We start from the raw sequence: 15,149 nt of genomic DNA, 5'->3' as shown, positions 1-15,149 counted from the left end.
TTCAGTTCTTCTGTGCAACGTCGGTTACGTCGAAAAAAGTGTAGGCCAGCGTGATGCGGTCGATGTCCTTCGGCAGCTCCGAGTCGAGCATGAAGACGACCGGCATATGGCGCTCCTCGCCAGCCGCGAACGGCTGGCGGTTGAAGCAGAAGCACTCGGTCTTCTTCAGGTACTGCGCGGCGTCGGTCGGCGCGACGTTGGGCACGGCCTGCGCGACGATCGCGTGATCCTGCGTGTTCTGCATGTAGAAGCTCACCGTCGTCATCTGCCCCGGATGCACCTGCACCGTGGCCTGGTCGGCGCGGAACTTCCACGGACGCCCGCCGTTGACCGTCGTCAGGAACTCGACGGTTACCGTGCGGCTCGTGTCGACGCTCGTCGTCCTGATCGTCGCCGCCTCGTTGGCGACCTTGCCGTTGAGCCCGATCGCGTAGCAGAGCTTGTTGTACAGCGGCACGGTCGCGAACCCGAAGCCGAACATGCCCAGGGTCACGAACAGCAGGCGCAGCCAGTGCCGGCGACGCAGATCAGCGTTCACTTGTGCGCGACCGAATAGACGAACCAGCCGAGCACCACGGCGGCCAGGGCGATGTGCACCCAGAACAACAGCACGTTGCGACGGGCGCGGCGCTTGTCGTTCATGGCCTCGGCCTGCGCGGTGTCGGCGCCAATGGACACGGCGGACGGCTCAGTGATGTACCGCTTCGGCGTCGTGCACGCCCGTCACCTCGGCGGCGGGCAGGACCGGCGGATCCTCGAAGGTGTGGTACGGCGCCGGCGACGGCACCGTCCACTCGAGACCGCGCGCGCCTTCCCAGACGCGATCCGGCAGGTCGCGCTTGCGGCCGAACCAGCCGTAGCAGCAGCCGAGGATGTTGAAGATGAAGATGAACTGCGTGACGAAGAAGCCGAATGCGCCGATCGTGCTGATCTCGTTGAAGTCCGTGAACTGCAGCGCGTAGTCGGGCACGCGCCGCTGCATGCCGGCGAGACCGAGGAAGTGCTGCGGAAAGAACGTCAGATTGATGAAGATCGCCGACAGCCAGAAGTGCGTCTTGCCCCAGAACTCGTTGTACATGCGCCCGGTCCACTTCGGGATCCAGTAGTAGATCGCGGCGATGATCGAGAACACTGCGCCCGGCACCAGCACGTAGTGGAAGTGCGCGACGACGAAGTAGGTGTCGTGGTACTGGAAGTCGACCGGCGTCATCGCCAGCATCAGGCCCGAGAAACCGCCGATCGTGAACAGGAACACGAAGCCGATCGCGAACAGCATCGGCGTCTCGAAGCTCATCGAGCCGCGCCACATCGTCGCGACCCAGTTGAAGACCTTCACGCCGGTCGGCACCGCGATCAGCATGGTCGCGAACATGAAGAACAGCTCGCCGGCCAGCGGCATGCCGACCGTGAACATGTGGTGCGCCCAGACGATGAACGACAGGAAGCCGATCGCCGCCGTGGCGTAGACCATCGAGTCGTAGCCGAACAGCGACTTGCGCGCGAAAGTCGGGATGATCGTCGAGACGATGCCGAAAGCCGGCAGGATCAGGATGTAGACCTCGGGGTGGCCGAAGAACCAGAAGACGTGCTGGAACAGCACCGGATCGCCACCGCCGGCCGCCGTGAAGAAGCTGGTGCCGAAGTACTTGTCGGTGAGCAGCATGGTCACCGCGCCGGCGAGCACCGGCATCACGGCGATCAGCAGGTACGCGGTGATCAGCCAGGTCCACACGAACAGCGGCATCTTCAGCAGCGTCATGCCCGGCGTGCGCATGTTGAGGATGGTGACGACCACGTTGATCGCGCCGGTGATCGACGAGATGCCGAGCAGGTGGACCGAGAAGATCAGGAACGGAAACGCGTTGCCGGTCTGCAGCATCAGCGGCGGATACATGGTCCAGCCGCCGGCCGGGCCGCCGCCTTCCATGAACAGCGTCGACAGCATCATCGCGAAGCCGAACGGCAGGATCCAGAAGCCCCAGTTGTTGACGCGCGGCAGCGCCAGATCGGAGCAGCCGATCATCATCGGCACCATCCAGTTGGCGAGGCCGACGAAAGCCGGCATCACGCCACCGAAGATCATCACCAGCGCGTGCATCGTCGTCATCTGGTTGAAGAACTCCGGCTGCACGAACTGCATGCCCGGATGGAACAGCTCGGCGCGGATCACCAGCGACATCAGGCCGCCGATGAAGAACATCGTGAACGCGAAGAACAGATACAGCGTTCCGAGGTCCTTGTGATTGGTCGTCTTGATCCAGCGCATGATGCCCTTGTCGGGACCGTGGTGCGCGTGATCGTCGTGGCCGTGCGCGAGATCGTTCGTGTGAGCCATGGGGAACTCCTCTCTGGTGCTGATGCGTCGCTTACTTGCGCAGCGCGGCGACTTGTGAAGGCTGGATCACGCCGCCCTTGTTACCCCAGGACTGGCGCTGATAGGTGGCGACCGCGGCGACGTCCTCGTCGGACAGCTGCGGGAACGGCGGCATCAGGTTCTTGCCCTTGAGCACCTGCAGGATGTGCGCATCGGCCGGGCCGTTGGCGACCTTGCTGCCGTGCAGCGACGGGAAGTTCGGCGGCAGGCCGGTGCCGTCGGCCTGATGGCAGGCGGCGCAGTTGGCCTTGTAGACCTTCTCGCCCTTCTTCATCAGCTCGGCCGGCTCCTCGTCCTTGGCGGCCGCCGGCTTGGCGTCGACCGCGGCAACTTCGGTCGCAGCCGGAGCGGCGGGTTCGGCGGCGGCCGGCGCTGCATCGCTCATCGTCGCCGGGGCGGCGGCGGCCACTTCGCTGGCGCCACCCTTCTTCGCGGCCAGGAACGCCTTGAATTCCTCTTCCGGAACGGCGCGCACGACGATCGGCATGAAGCCGTGATCACGGCCGCACAGCTCGGCGCAGACGCCGCGATAGGTGCCCGGCTGTTCGATCTTGGTCCAGACCTCGTTGATGTAGCCCGGGATCGCGTCTTTCTTGACCGCGAACTCCGGCACCCACCAGGCGTGGATCACGTCGTTGGCGGTGATCAGGAAGCGGACCTTCTTGCCGACCGGCAGCACCAGCGGATTGTCGACGTCGACCAGATAGTTCGGCACCTGGGTGACATCGACGCCCGAGCCGGTCTGGCGTGCGGCATTCGATTCGGACGACAGCGTCGAGAAGAACGACACATCCTCGCCGACGTACTCGTACTGCCATTTCCACTGATAGCCGGTGACCTTCACCGTCATTTCGGAATTGCGCGTGTCCTCCATCTTGATCAGCGTGCCGGCCGCCGGCACGGCGAGGCCAATCAGGATCAGGAACGGGATCAACGTCCAGGCGATCTCGACCTTGACGCTTTCATGGAAATCGGCGGGCTTGGGATTCTTCGAGCGGCGGTGGTTGATGATCGAATAGATCATCACGCCGAAGACGAGGATGCCGATGATGGTGCAGACGGCGAAGACCTTCATGTGCAGACCGTGCACCTCGTGCGCGATCTCGGTGACGCCGGTCGGCATGTTGTAGCCGCCGCTGGTCTGGGTGTACGCCGCAGCCTGCAGCGCCATCAGCGCCATGCCGGTGCCCGCTACCAGACGCGCCAGCCATCCCTTCTTCGACATTTATCGCTCTCCCAATGGCAACCCTTGCACGGACGACGGTCCGCGCGTGCCTGGGCGGCTGCGCCAGGCGGGCGTCAATAATTCCTGCAAACGCCTTTGCAGGCGCTCGCGCTCCTCGTCTGTTAGGCAGCGGCCGATCTCGACCTGCTGTCCCCCGCTCCTCAACCACAACCGCATCGGCGCATGGCGGGTCGCGCCCGATTCGAGTTCAGCCCTGGTCCAATGGCGCGACAGCGTCACGACCGTGCTCGCACCACGGCCCAGTCTGCCGAATTCGATCCGGACATTATCGCCTGTGAACCACACCACTTCGCGATAGGCGTTGCGCCTGACCGAAACGATCAGCGCGGCGCCCAGCGCCCCCAGCTCCAGCCCCGCAAACGGCAGCACCGGCCACAAACCCCGTGCCGCCATCAGCCCAGCGATGCCGAGTCCGGTCGCGGCCATCAGCCCGAAGAACAGCCAGGCCTGGCGAACCGTCAGCGACGCGTTCGGCCCGATCATCAGCTGCGTGTCCCGGCTCATGCGCGCAAGACCGTTCCGTCGAGCCCTTGGGAGTGTAGAGCATGGCTGAAAACCGGCGCAAAAGGAACACCATTCCGGACTAGACCGTGGCCGACGCCGCCAGCCCGAGGGCGACGCGCGTGGCAGCCGTGTCGAGTGCGTGACAGTTCGCCGCCGCGTCGCCGTGCTCCGGCAGCACGCCGAGGCAAGGCGCCGGCAAGCGGTCGCGCAGCGTTTCCAGATTGTCCTGCCAGTGCGGCTGCGCCGGCGGCAAGCGGTTGGCGATCCAGCCGGCGAGCCGCGTGCGGCGCATCACCGCCTCGGCGGTCAGCAAGGCGTGATTGATGCAGCCGAGGCGCAGGCCGACGACCAGCACGACCGGCCAGCGATGAGCGCCGACCCAGTCGGCGAAATCGCAGGCCTCGTTCAATGGCACCCGCCAGCCGCCGGCGCCTTCGACGATCACGCGGTCGTGGCGCTGCGCGAGCCGCGCGTGTCCGGCGTCGAGCTCGGCCGTGTCGATCACGACGCCCTGCTCGCGCGCCGCCAGATGCGGCGCGATCGCCGCCGGCAGCGCGATCGGGTTGACGTCCTCGTAGCGCAGCGCGCCGCCGCTGGCCTCGAGCAGCTGCAGCGCATCGTCGTTGCGCCATTGCCCGTCGACGCGCTCGCAGCCGGATGCAACCGGCTTGTAACCGACCGCGTCGAGCCCCTGCCGGCGCGCATAACGGATCAGCGCGGTCGCCGCGCGCGTCTTGCCGACGCCGGTATCGGTGCCGGTGACGAACAGCGTCTGCGCACTCATGGTTTCTGCAGCACCAGGTAGAGGATTTCCCAGCTCGCGTAGACGCCGCCGTCGCACCGCCACGGCGCGTAAGCCTGTTCGAGCCTCGCCAGCGCCGACTTGCCGAGCCAGTGCCGCCGGCGCGCCGGGCTCGCGTTGCGCGCGCCGATGTCGCGCAGCTCCTGCATCAGTGCGCGCACGTCGGGATGCTGCGGCTGATAGAGCCGCCGCACGTCCGCCCGCACGGCCAGACCGGACGCGGCGGCGGCATCGAGCCAGACCTCGGGCGCGGCAAAACTGTGGACGTGCTCGGCCGCGTCGATCTGCTGCCACGCGAGGCGCAGCTCGCGCAGCGTCGCCGGCCCCGGCACCGCGAGCGCCAGCAAACCGCCCGGCGCCAGCACGCGCGCCGCCTCGTCAAGTGCTGCCTGGCGGCGCGAACACCATTGCAGCGCCAGATTCGAGAACAGCAGGTCGACGCTGGCCGTGGCCAGCGGCAGCGCCTGCGCATCGGCGATCAGGCCCTGCGCGGCGTCGCGGCCGCGCGCCTGCGCGACCATGCCGGCGGCGCGATCGAGCGCGACCAGCGCCGCGTCCGGATAGCGCGCGCGCAGCGCCGGCAGCGCCGGCCCGGAGCCGCAGCCGAGATCGACGACACAGCGCACCGGCACGTACGGAGTCAGCAGCGCGAGCAGCTGCGCGCGGGTCTGCGCCTGCAGCCGCGCGGCCTGCTCGTAGCGCGCCGCCGCCGCCGAGAAGCGACGCGCGGCGCGGCGCTCGTCGAGCGCCTGCAGTCCGGCGCCGCTCACGATCCGCGCAGCCCGTCGGCGAGCGCGGCGAGCAGCGCGTCGATCTCGGCGGCGCGGTGCGCGGCGCTCAGCGTGATGCGCAGCCGCGAGGTATTCGGCGGCACCGTCGGCGGGCGGATCGCCGCCACCCAGAAGCCCTGCTCGAACAGGCGCTGCGACAGGCGCAGCGCCCGCGCCGCATCGCCGAGCAGCAGCGGCTGGATCGGCGTCGCCGAGTCGAAGAGCGCAATGCCGAGCTGGCGCGCGCCGTCGCGGAAACGGCGCAGGTTCTCGTGCAGCGCCGCGCGGCGCTCGGGTTCTTCCTGAATCAGACGCAGACCGCAGCGCGCGGCGGCGGCGACCGCCGGCGGTGGCGCCGTCGAGAACACCCAGCTGCGCGCACGCTGGATCAGGTATTCGATGAGATCCTCGTCGCCGGCCACGAAGGCGCCGGCGGCGCCGGCCGCCTTGCCGAAGGTACCGACCTGGACATCCGGCGTCACGCCGCTCAGCTCGAACACGCCGCGCCCCTGCGCACCGAGCGCGCCGAAGCCGTGCGCATCGTCGACCATCAGCGCTGCACCGTGCGCGGCGCACGCCGCGGCGAGCGCCGGGAGCGGCGCGAGATCGCCGTCCATGCTGAACACGCCGTCGCTGACCAGCAGCTTCAGCCCTGCCGCGCCGCCATCGCGCAACGCCGCATCGAAGCCGGCGGCGTCGGCATGCGCGACACGCTGGTAGCGCGCGCCCGACAGGCGACCGCCGTCGATCAGCGAGGCGTGGTTGAGTTCGTCGGCGACGAGCAGATCGTCGCGGCCAAGCAAGGCGCGCAGCACGCCGAGATTGGCGGCCCAGCCGGTCGAGAACAGCAGCGCGCGCGGCCGGCCGACGAAGGCGGCGACTTCTTCTTCGAGCCGCTGATGCTCGCGGTTGTAGCCGGACACCAGCGCCGAGGCGCCGCTGCCGGTGCCGCCCGCCAGCGCGCGCCGCGCCGCTTCGGCGAGGCGCGGATCGGCGGCGAGACCGAGATAGTCGTTGCTGCAGAAGTTGATGCAGCGGCGGCCGTTGACGTGAATCTGCGCGCCGTGGCCGCCGTCGATGACGCGACGCACGCGATACAGATCGGCGGCGCGGATGCGCGCCAGTTCGGCCGCCAGGTGCGAGCCCAGCGGCGACCGCGCCGCGCGTGCGTCGTCAGCCGCCATCGCCGGACGCTCAGCCGTGGGCGCAGGCGGCGGCGTTGCAGCCACCCTGCGCGTGCCCGTGCTCAGGCCCGCGGCCATGCTCGTGCGCGCAGGGGTCGGCCGTCTCGACGCGACCTTCGGTGCGCATGCCCAGGCGCGCGATCAGCGCACGGTCCTTGGCGTTCTGCGGGTTCTCGGTCGTCAGCAGGCGCTCGCCATAGAAGATCGAGTTGGCGCCGGCGAAGAAGCACAGTGCCTGCATCTCCTCGCTCATCTGCTGGCGCCCGGCCGACAGGCGCACCTGCGATTTCGGCATCAGCACGCGCGCCACCGCGATCATCTTCACGAAGTCGATCGGATGGACCTCATCCTGGCCCTGCAGCGGCGTGCCTTCGACCTGCACGAGGTTGTTGATCGGCACGCTTTCCGGATGCACGTCGAGATTGGCCAGCTGGCGCAGCAGCTCGGCGCGATCCTGCTCCTGTTCGCCCATGCCGACGATGCCGCCACAGCAGACCTTGATGCCGGCCTCGCGTACGTTGTCGAGCGTCTGCAGGCGATCCTCGTAGGTGCGCGTGCTGATGATCTTGCCGTAGAACTCCGGCGAGGTATCGAGATTGTGGTTGTAGTAATCGAGGCCGGCGTCGGCGAGACGCTGCGCCTGCGCCGGCTTGAGCATGCCGAGCGTCACACAGGTCTCCAGACCCATGTCCTTGACCGCGCGCACCATCGCCTCGACGCGCTCGATGTCGCGATCCTTCGGCGAGCGCCAGGCGGCGCCCATGCAGAAGCGCGTCGCGCCGTTGGCCTTGGCTTCCTTCGCCGCCTCGACGACCGCGTCGAGCGGCAGCAGCGGCTCCTTCTTCAGGCCGGTTTCGTAGCGCACCGACTGCGGGCAGTACGCGCAATCCTCGGGACAGGCGCCGGTCTTGATCGACAGCAGCGTGGCCAGCTGCACGGTGTTCGGCTCATGATGCTGCCGGTGCACGGTGTGGGCCTGGAACAGCAGGTCGTTGAACGGCAGATCGAACAGCGCCTGGACTTCGTCATGGCGCCAGTCGTGGCGCAGGCCGTCGTCCGTGCGGTGCGTCTCGGCAGCGCCGGACGCGGTGGATACGCTGGGGCTGAGCACGGCCGACATGCGAATTCCTTCAGGGAGCGAACCCTGTGATAAAAGTTGGAATAATGATTTTTAGACGCAGCGAAGCGCACGAAGCGTCGGTGCGCCAGCGGTTTTAGTGTTCCGGGTCACGCCGGAACTTGTCAACTCAAAATGCACTGACATGGTTGACATCCGCCAGGAGCTGCTGGCCCTGCTGTCGCCCGCCCGGTGTCAGTTCTGTGCCGCGCCGAGCGACGAGCTGGCGCTGTGCGCGGCCTGTCGCGCCGATCTGCCGTGGAATCACCCGGCCTGCCCGCGCTGCGCGCTGCCGCAGACGCACGATCAGCCCTGCGCCCATTGCCTTGCGCATCCGCCGCCGTACGTCCGCGCCTGGGCACCATTCCGTCTCGAAGCGCCGATCCGCGAGCAGATTCACGCACTGAAGTACGCCGCCGACTTCGTGCCGGCGCGCACGCTCGGCCGTCTGCTGGCGTTGAGCCTGCGCGCACGCGGCGGCGACGACGTGGACGTCGTCATTCCGGTGCCGCTGCATCCGGGGCGTCTGCGCCGGCGCGGCTACAACCAGAGCGTCGAGCTGGCGCGGCCGCTCGCCGACGAAGCCGGACTGCGCGTCGAAGCCGGCTGGGCGCGACGCATGCGCGCGACGCAGGACCAGATCGGCATGGATGCGGTCGCGCGACGGCGCAATGTGCGCGGCGCGTTCAGCGTCGACGCCGGCGTGCGCGGCCTGCGCGTGGCGCTGCTCGACGACGTGATGACGACCGGCGCGACGCTCGGCGAACTGGCGCGCAGCTGCCGGCGTGCCGGCGCCGTGACGGTGGAGGCCTGGGCCCTCGCGCGCGTCGCCTGAAGGCGTCGGCGACCGGCCCGGCTAACGCCAATCGAGCGCGAGCCCGACCAGGATCGCCAGACCGATGTAATGACTGTGCAGGAAGGCGCGGAAGCTCGCCGCCGGCTCACGCGCACGAATCAGCCACTGCTCGTAGACCGCGCAGCCGGCGCCGACCGCCAGCCCGGCGTAGTAGGCCGCGCCGCGCCCGTCGTGCAGGCCGACGCCCAGCAGGATCAGCAGCGACAGCGCCTGCAGCGCCGCGGTGATCAGGCGGTCATGGCGGCCGAACAGGATCGCCGACGACTTCACGCCGATCTTCAGATCGTCCTCGCGATCGGCCATCGCGTAGTAGGTGTCGTAAGCGATCACCCAGCACAGGTTCGCGGCGATCAGCGCCGTCGCCATGCCCCAGTCGACGGTGCCATGCACGGCGGCGTAGGCCATCGGGATGCCGGCCGAGAAGGCCAGACCGAGAATCGCCTGCGGAATCGACAGCACGCGCTTGGCGAACGGGTAGCTGCCGGCGAGCAGCACCGCCGGCACCGACAACGCGACGGCATAGGCATTGCGCAGCGACAGCAGCAGCGCGAAGGCGACGAGCGACAGCACGACGAACACGCCGACCGCCTCGCGGCCGCTGACGCGACCGGCGGCGACCGGCCGCTGCCGCGTGCGGCTGACGTGCGGATCGAAATCGCGATCGGCGTAATCGTTGATCGCACAGCCGGCCGCGCGCATCAGCACCGTGCCGAGCACGAAGACCGCGAGCACGTGCAGCGACGGCGGTCCGCCGGCGGCGAACCACAGCGCCCACAGCGTCGGCCACAGCAGCAGGTAGATGCCGATCGGCCGGTCCATGCGCGTGAGGCGCCAGTAGTCGACCAGCTTGTCGCGGGAAAGCGGATTCATGATCGGGCGCAGTATCGCATCGCGGCGTGATGCTCAGACGCGCGCGTAGCGGTCCGGGTCGCCGACCCAGCGCGCGATCAGCAGCTTGGCGAGTTCCGGCTCGCGTTCGAGATAGCGTTCGGCGAGCTGCTGCAGCGGCGGCACCAGTGCCGCGTCGCGCAGCGGGTCGGCGAGCTTCATGCCGATCTCGCCGGTCTGGCGACGGCCCAGCAGTTCGCCGGGCCCGCGCAATTCGAGATCGCGCTGCGCGATCGCGAAGCCGTCGGTGGTCGCCCGCATCGTCTCCAGCCGCGCGCGCGCCGCCTCGCCGAGCGGCCCCTGATACAGCAGCACGCACTGGCTCTTCTCGCTGCCGCGGCCGACACGGCCGCGCAGCTGGTGCAGCTGCGACAGACCGAGACGCTCGGCGTTCTCGATCACCATGATGCTGGCGTTCGGCACATCGACGCCGACCTCGATCACCGTGGTGGCGACCAGCAGCTGCGTGACGCCGTCCTTGAACGCGCGCATCTGCTCGTCCTTGGCTTCGCCTTTCATGCGCCCGTGCACGAGGCCGACGCGCACGCCCGGCAGCTCGGCGCGCAGGCGCGTCGCGGTCGCCTCGGCGGCCTCGGCGTCCAGCTCCTCGGACTCCTCGATCAGGGTGCAGACCCAGTACGCCTGACGCTGCTGCCGGCAGGCCTCGCCGATACGCGCCAGCACTTCGTCGCGCTTTTCGTTCGACAGCACCACGGTCTGCACCGGCGTACGCCCCGGCGGCAGCTCATCGATCACCGACACGTCGAGATCGGCATAGACGGTCTGCGCCAGCGTGCGCGGGATCGGCGTCGCCGACATGATCAGCTGGTGCGGCGCCCAGGCCCCGCCCTTGTCGCGCAGGGCCAGACGCTGCTGCACGCCGAAGCGGTGCTGCTCGTCGACCACGACCACTGCAAGCCGGTGAAAGCGCACCTCGTCCTGGAACACCGCGTGCGTGCCGACGACCAGCGCGGCGCTGCCGTCGGCGATCGCCGCCAGCGCCGCTTCGCGGCGCGCCTTCTTCAGCTTGTTGGCGAGCAGCACCGGCGCGAAGCCGAGCGGCGCGAACCAGCGTTCGAGGTTGCGCTGATGCTGCTCGGCGAGCAGTTCGGTCGGCGCCAGCAGCACCGCCTGCAGCCCGGCGCGCGCGGCCGCGAGCATCGCCACCGCCGCGACCACGGTCTTGCCGCTGCCGACATCGCCCTGCACGAGTCGCAGCATCGGCTGCGCGGCGCCGAGGTCGCGACAGACCTCGGCGATCACGCGCCGCTGCGCGCCGGTCATCGCGAAGCCGAGCACGTCCTGCAGCTCGGCCGTCGCCCGCGCGGCGTCCGGCAGGCGCGGCGACGGCCGGCTGCGCTGCCGCTGGCGCAGCACGCGCAGGCTCAGCTGGTGCGCGAGCAACTCCTCGCACTTCAGGCGCTGCTGCGCCGGGTGCGTCTGCGCGAGCAGGCGCTGCGCGTCGCGATCGTCTTTCGGCTGGTGGATCGCATGCAGTGCCGCCAGCGTGTCCGGACCGTCGAGTCCGGGCAGCGCGCGCGCCAGATCGGCGTCGCGCGCGGCAAGCGCCAGCGTCTGCTCGATCAGCAGGCGCAGACGTGCCTGCGTGAGGCCGGTGGTGAGCGGATAGATCGGCGTCAGCGTCGCCTCGGGCTGCAGTTCTTCCGGCGCATCGGCGACGCGGTACTGCGGATGCACCATCTCGAGGCCGCCGCTGCCGGCGCGCACGTCGCCGAAGGCCTGCAGCCAGCGGCCGCTGGCGAGCTGGGCGCGCTGCGCGTCGTTGAAGTGGAAGAAGCGCAGCAGCAGCGGCCCGCTGCCGTCGTCGATGGTGACGCGCAGCGTGCGCCGCCCGGCGAAGCGCAGGTCCTGCCCGACGATGCGCCCGCGGACCAGCGCTTCCTGACCGATGCGCAGACGCGCGACCGCTTGATGCGCACGGCGGTCCTCGTAGCGCAGCGGCAGATGGAACAGCAGATCGCGCACGCGGACGAGCCCCAGCGTGCGCAGGCGCATCGCCACCGCCGGGCCGGCGCCCTTGAGGAAGGTCGCCTCGGTGTCGAGCGTCAGCGCAGGACGCGGAGCACCGGACGCCGGCCGTGCGGCTGCCAAGGGATCAGTCGAGAACGAGAACGCCGTCGGCTTCGATGCGCGCGCCGCGCGGCAGCTGGGCGACGCCGATCGCCGCCCGCGCCGGATACGGCGCGCTGAAGTACTGCGCCATGATCTCGTTGACCTTGGCGAAGTGCGCCAGGTCGGTCAGGTAGACGTTGAGCTTGGCGAGCTGGCTCAGCGTACCGCCGGCGGCCTTGGCGACGGCGTCGAGATTCTTGAACACCTGATGGATCTCGTCCTCGATCGTGGCATTGCGGAGCTGCATGGTCTGCGGGTCGAGCGCAATCTGCCCGGAGAGGTACACCGTGTTGCCACAGCGGACCGCCTGCGAATACGTGCCGATCGCCGCCGGGGCGGCGTCCGTGTGAATGATCTGCCGTGCCATGTCGTTTCTGCTCTAGTTCTTTTGCGGATGGGGATGAAGCGCCGGAGATTGTCGGCGAAGCCGGCGCGGCAGCCAAGGCGGCAGGCGCGGACTTGCCGGCAGCCGCCGCGCTCGCCGCCGGACACGGCCGGCGATGACGGCACACGCGCCGCGGCCCGGAACGGCAGATCCGCCGGCCGGGCTACGCGCGCAAGACGCGCTCGACGCCCTCGATGCGGCGCAGGCGGCGCAGCACGCGCGCCAGGTGCACGCGATCGCGCACGGTGATGATGAAGCGCATCTCGACCGCCTCGCTGCCGGCGCGGTCCGGCATCTGCACGTTCTCGATCGACGACTCGGCGCCGGCGATCTCGGCCGTGACCTTGGCCAGCATGCCGCGCTTGCGAATCGTCTTCATGCGGATTTCCGAGAGGAAATCGCCCTGCACGCGATCCGACCAGGCCAGCGGCACCCAGTCCTGGGGCCGCGCCTTGGCCTGCCGGCAGTCGAGGCGGTGCACGACGATGCCGCGCCCGGTGCTGACGTGGCCGCGCATCTCGTCGCCCGGCAGCGGGTAGCAGCAGCGCGCGTAATCGAGCACCAGCCCTTCGGTGCCTTCGATCGCCAGCGGCGCCGCCTGTCCCGGCTGGCGGTCCGCCTCGCCTTCCGGCAGAAAATGACGGGCGACCAGCGCGGCCAGACGCTCGCCCGAGCCGATCGCCGCGAACAGCTCCTCGACGTCGTGCATCTGGTGCATCTTCAGCACCGGCTGCAGGCGCGCCTCATCCTTGAGCACCGCGGCCGGCACGTTGAGCTCGCGCAGCGCGATCTCGAGCAGACGCCGCCCGAGCCGCACGGCCTCGTCCTCGCGCTGCGTGCGCAGATAGCCGCGCACCGCGGCGCGGGCCTTGGCGGTCTTGACGAAGTTGAGCCAAGCGGCGTTCGGGCGCGCGTGCCGCGAGGTGATGATCTCGACCGTCTGACCGTTGCGCAGATGCGTGTTGAGCGGCTCGAGCTGGCCATCGAGACGCGCCGCGACGCAGTGGTCACCGAGTTCCGAATGCACCGCGTAGGCGAAGTCGACCGAAGTCGCGCCGCGCGGCAGGCGGCGGATCTCGCCGCGCGGCGTGAACACGTAGACCTCGTCCGGGAAGAGATCGACCTTGACGTTGTCGACGAAGTCCATCGCATTGGTGGACCCGAATTCGTCGAGCAGGCCCGACACCCATTCGCGCGCACGCACCTGCGGGGCCGACTGGCTGTCGCGCTCGCCGAGCTTGTACTGCCAGTGCGCGGCGATGCCGCTCTCGGCGACGTGGTGCATGTCGCGCGTGCGAATCTGGATCTCGATCTTGTGGCCGCCCGGGCCGACGCAGGAGGTATGCAGCGACTGGTAGCCGTTCGATTTCGGATTGGCGACGTAGTCGTCGAACTCGCCGGGCACCGGCTTGTAGACGTGATGGGCGACGCCGAGCGCGCGGTAACAGTCATCGACCTTGTTGACGATCACGCGAAAGCCGAGCAGATCGGTGACCTTCAGCAGCTTCAGCTTCTTGCGCCGCATCTTCTGATAGATGCCGTAGACGTTTTTCTCGCGGCCGACGACGCTGGCGCCGATGCCCTCCTCGCGCAGGACCGTCGACAGCTTCTGCTCGACCTCGCGGATCAGCTTGCGGGTATCGCCGAGCTGGGCCTTGATCGCCTGCACCAGCACCGCGTAACGGCGCGGATAGAGGTTGGCGAAGGCCAGGTCCTCGAGTTCGGTGCGGATGAAGTAGATACCGAGCCGCTGCGCGATCGGCGCATAGATGTCGAGCGTCTCGCGGGCGATGCGCCGCTTCTTCTCGGACGCCATGGCGCCGAGCGTGCGCATGTTGTGCAGGCGGTCGGCGAGCTTGACGAGGATGACGCGCAGATCCTGCGTCATCGCCAGCAGCAGCTTGCGGAAGCTCTCCGCCTGCATCTCGGCGCGCGAGCGGCCCTCGATCTTGGCGATCTTGCTGACGCCGTCGACCAGCGCCGCGACATCGGGGCCGAACTCGGTCGCCAGCTGCTCGCGCGAGATGCCGGTGTCCTCGATGACGTCGTGCAGGATCGCGGCGCTCAAGGTCGTGTGATCGAGGCGCATCTCGGCAAGGATGCGGGCCACTGCCAGCGGGTGATACACGTACGGCTCGCCGGACGTGCGCCGCTGTCCCTCATGAACGTTCTTGGCGAACTCCGCCGCGCGGCGCACCTGGGCGATCTGCTCTTCGGGCAGATAGCCTTCGAGCATGCGCGTCAGCGCATCCATGCCGAACTCGCGCTCGGCACGCTGCGTGCGCAGGGCATTGCCCAGACGCTGAATGACGGAAAGCTGCTCCATGGCAGGAGTATATGAAGGCGTGACGGTGCTCGCGCAAGCAAAACCTGCCGATCCGCAAACGGACCGCGGCGCCGCCCGCCGGCGCATCGCGATCACGACCCGCCGGTCGCGGGCGCCGACCATGGCCCGGCGCCGCTGGCGCCGCGCGGACAGCCCGAGCACGAACGGGGCCCCGCGCCGACCCTCCCCTCCTGCAGCCGGAAAAGCAAAAGGCCCGCACGAGGCGGGCCTTCGGACCGAAGCGGGACGGATCAGGCGTCGAACGACGGGTCGAGCGCCTCGAGTTCCATCTTCGGCTGCTGGATCGCCGGCAGATCGACTTCGTCGAGCACCGAACGGTCGGTGTAACCCTCGGCGATCTCGCGCAGCGACAGCACCGTCGACTTGTGGTTGCCCCACGGCAGCTTGGCTTCGGCGCCGCGCGCCAGCTGGCGGGCACGCTTGGCGGCGACCAGCGTCAGGTCGAACTGGTTCGGAATCAGCTTCAGGCAATCTTCAACGGTTACACGTGCCATGACTTCGCTACCATCGGGCGTTACAACGGAAGGGCGCGGATCATACCGG

15 protein-coding genes are annotated in these 15,149 nt (G+C 69.0%); 1 reads left to right on the top strand and 14 read right to left on the bottom strand.

Annotation, left to right across the window (positions count from 1 at the left end; all coding sequences use genetic code 11):
- Position 1 precedes the first annotated feature (1 nt).
- From H149_RS0115030 to bioB, 9 genes are all read right to left on the bottom strand, one after another.
- Positions 2-538 (bottom strand): cytochrome c oxidase assembly protein, encoded by a 537-nt coding sequence (locus tag H149_RS0115030; protein ID WP_020650591.1) that lies wholly within the window; start codon positions 536-538, stop codon positions 2-4.
- Positions 535-678: a hypothetical protein gene (locus H149_RS23340; RefSeq protein ID WP_020650590.1), complete on the bottom strand. Its 144-nt coding sequence runs from the start codon at positions 676-678 to the stop codon at positions 535-537. The genes H149_RS0115030 and H149_RS23340 overlap by 4 nt, the downstream gene beginning before the upstream one ends.
- A gap of 10 nt (positions 679-688) precedes the next feature.
- Positions 689-2,335 carry a cytochrome c oxidase subunit I gene (gene ctaD / locus H149_RS21210; RefSeq protein ID WP_020650589.1) on the bottom strand — a complete coding sequence of 549 codons (1,647 nt, stop codon included), beginning with the start codon at positions 2,333-2,335 and terminating at the stop codon, positions 689-691.
- A gap of 31 nt (positions 2,336-2,366) precedes the next feature.
- A complete protein-coding gene (coxB, locus tag H149_RS0115015) occupies positions 2,367-3,599 on the bottom strand; it encodes a cytochrome c oxidase subunit II (protein ID WP_020650588.1) in 1,233 nt (410 codons plus the stop codon).
- The gene (locus H149_RS0115010; RefSeq protein WP_020650587.1) at positions 3,600-4,124 is read right to left on the bottom strand and encodes a DUF2244 domain-containing protein; all 525 of its coding nucleotides are present in this window, start codon (positions 4,122-4,124) and stop codon (positions 3,600-3,602) included.
- 79 nt (positions 4,125-4,203) lie between these two features.
- Positions 4,204-4,908, bottom strand: a complete 705-nt coding sequence (gene bioD / locus H149_RS0115005) for a dethiobiotin synthase (protein WP_020650586.1) — start codon at positions 4,906-4,908, stop codon at positions 4,204-4,206.
- Positions 4,905-5,696 (bottom strand): methyltransferase domain-containing protein, encoded by a 792-nt coding sequence (locus tag H149_RS23650; protein ID WP_020650585.1) that lies wholly within the window; start codon positions 5,694-5,696, stop codon positions 4,905-4,907. The genes bioD and H149_RS23650 overlap by 4 nt, the downstream gene beginning before the upstream one ends.
- Complete coding sequence (bioF, locus tag H149_RS23645; RefSeq protein WP_020650584.1) at positions 5,693-6,880, bottom strand: 8-amino-7-oxononanoate synthase; 1,188 nt, start codon at positions 6,878-6,880, stop codon at positions 5,693-5,695. Before bioF ends, H149_RS23650 begins: the two co-directional genes overlap by 4 nt.
- Before the next feature lie 10 nt (positions 6,881-6,890).
- Entirely contained in the window at positions 6,891-8,000 is a 1,110-nt protein-coding gene (gene bioB, locus H149_RS21205; RefSeq protein WP_020650583.1) for a biotin synthase BioB, read from the bottom strand.
- 142 nt (positions 8,001-8,142) lie between these two features.
- On the opposite strand from bioB, the gene H149_RS23335 reads away from it, so the two are divergent.
- Positions 8,143-8,832 carry a ComF family protein gene (locus H149_RS23335; RefSeq protein ID WP_020650582.1) on the top strand — a complete coding sequence of 230 codons (690 nt, stop codon included), beginning with the start codon at positions 8,143-8,145 and terminating at the stop codon, positions 8,830-8,832.
- A 21-nt stretch (positions 8,833-8,853) separates the two neighbouring features.
- On the opposite strand, the gene ubiA is transcribed toward H149_RS23335, so the two are convergent.
- From ubiA to rpoZ, 5 genes are all read right to left on the bottom strand, one after another.
- Positions 8,854-9,723 (bottom strand): 4-hydroxybenzoate octaprenyltransferase, encoded by an 870-nt coding sequence (ubiA, locus tag H149_RS0114980; RefSeq protein ID WP_020650581.1) that lies wholly within the window; start codon positions 9,721-9,723, stop codon positions 8,854-8,856.
- A gap of 33 nt (positions 9,724-9,756) precedes the next feature.
- Entirely contained in the window at positions 9,757-11,853 is a 2,097-nt protein-coding gene (recG, locus tag H149_RS0114975; protein WP_020650580.1) for an ATP-dependent DNA helicase RecG, read from the bottom strand.
- Positions 11,854-11,857: 4 nt separating this feature from the next.
- The gene (locus H149_RS0114970; RefSeq protein WP_020650579.1) at positions 11,858-12,241 is read right to left on the bottom strand and encodes a RidA family protein; all 384 of its coding nucleotides are present in this window, start codon (positions 12,239-12,241) and stop codon (positions 11,858-11,860) included.
- 181 nt (positions 12,242-12,422) lie between these two features.
- Positions 12,423-14,585 (bottom strand): RelA/SpoT family protein, encoded by a 2,163-nt coding sequence (locus tag H149_RS0114965; protein WP_020650578.1) that lies wholly within the window; start codon positions 14,583-14,585, stop codon positions 12,423-12,425.
- A gap of 251 nt (positions 14,586-14,836) precedes the next feature.
- Positions 14,837-15,100 (bottom strand): DNA-directed RNA polymerase subunit omega, encoded by a 264-nt coding sequence (gene rpoZ, locus H149_RS0114960; protein ID WP_020650577.1) that lies wholly within the window; start codon positions 15,098-15,100, stop codon positions 14,837-14,839.
- Positions 15,101-15,149: the final 49 nt, after the last annotated feature.

This window comes from Solimonas variicoloris DSM 15731, assembly GCF_000382285.1.
GTDB lineage: Bacteria > Pseudomonadota > Gammaproteobacteria > Nevskiales > Nevskiaceae > Solimonas > Solimonas variicoloris.
Note: the sequence above shows the minus strand (reverse complement) of the source record. Positions and strands in the feature narration are given on the sequence as shown.

Bases quoted from the DNA above. Each gene is read 5' to 3' on its own strand.
- ctaD (WP_020650589.1), bottom strand. From the start codon at position 2,335: ATGGCTCACACGAACGATCTCGCGCACGGCCACGACGATCACGCGCAC.
- coxB (WP_020650588.1), bottom strand. From the start codon at position 3,599: ATGTCGAAGAAGGGATGGCTGGCGCGTCTGGTAGCGGGCACCGGCATG.
- H149_RS0115010 (WP_020650587.1), bottom strand. From the start codon at position 4,124: ATGAGCCGGGACACGCAGCTGATGATCGGGCCGAACGCGTCGCTGACG.
- bioD (WP_020650586.1), bottom strand. From the start codon at position 4,908: ATGAGTGCGCAGACGCTGTTCGTCACCGGCACCGATACCGGCGTCGGC.
- bioF (WP_020650584.1), bottom strand. From the start codon at position 6,880: ATGGCGGCTGACGACGCACGCGCGGCGCGGTCGCCGCTGGGCTCGCAC.
- bioB (WP_020650583.1), bottom strand. From the start codon at position 8,000: ATGTCGGCCGTGCTCAGCCCCAGCGTATCCACCGCGTCCGGCGCTGCC.
- H149_RS23335 (WP_020650582.1), top strand. From the start codon at position 8,143: ATGGTTGACATCCGCCAGGAGCTGCTGGCCCTGCTGTCGCCCGCCCGG.
- ubiA (WP_020650581.1), bottom strand. From the start codon at position 9,723: ATGAATCCGCTTTCCCGCGACAAGCTGGTCGACTACTGGCGCCTCACG.
- H149_RS0114970 (WP_020650579.1), bottom strand. From the start codon at position 12,241: ATGGCACGGCAGATCATTCACACGGACGCCGCCCCGGCGGCGATCGGC.
- H149_RS0114965 (WP_020650578.1), bottom strand. From the start codon at position 14,585: ATGGAGCAGCTTTCCGTCATTCAGCGTCTGGGCAATGCCCTGCGCACG.
- rpoZ (WP_020650577.1), bottom strand. From the start codon at position 15,100: ATGGCACGTGTAACCGTTGAAGATTGCCTGAAGCTGATTCCGAACCAG.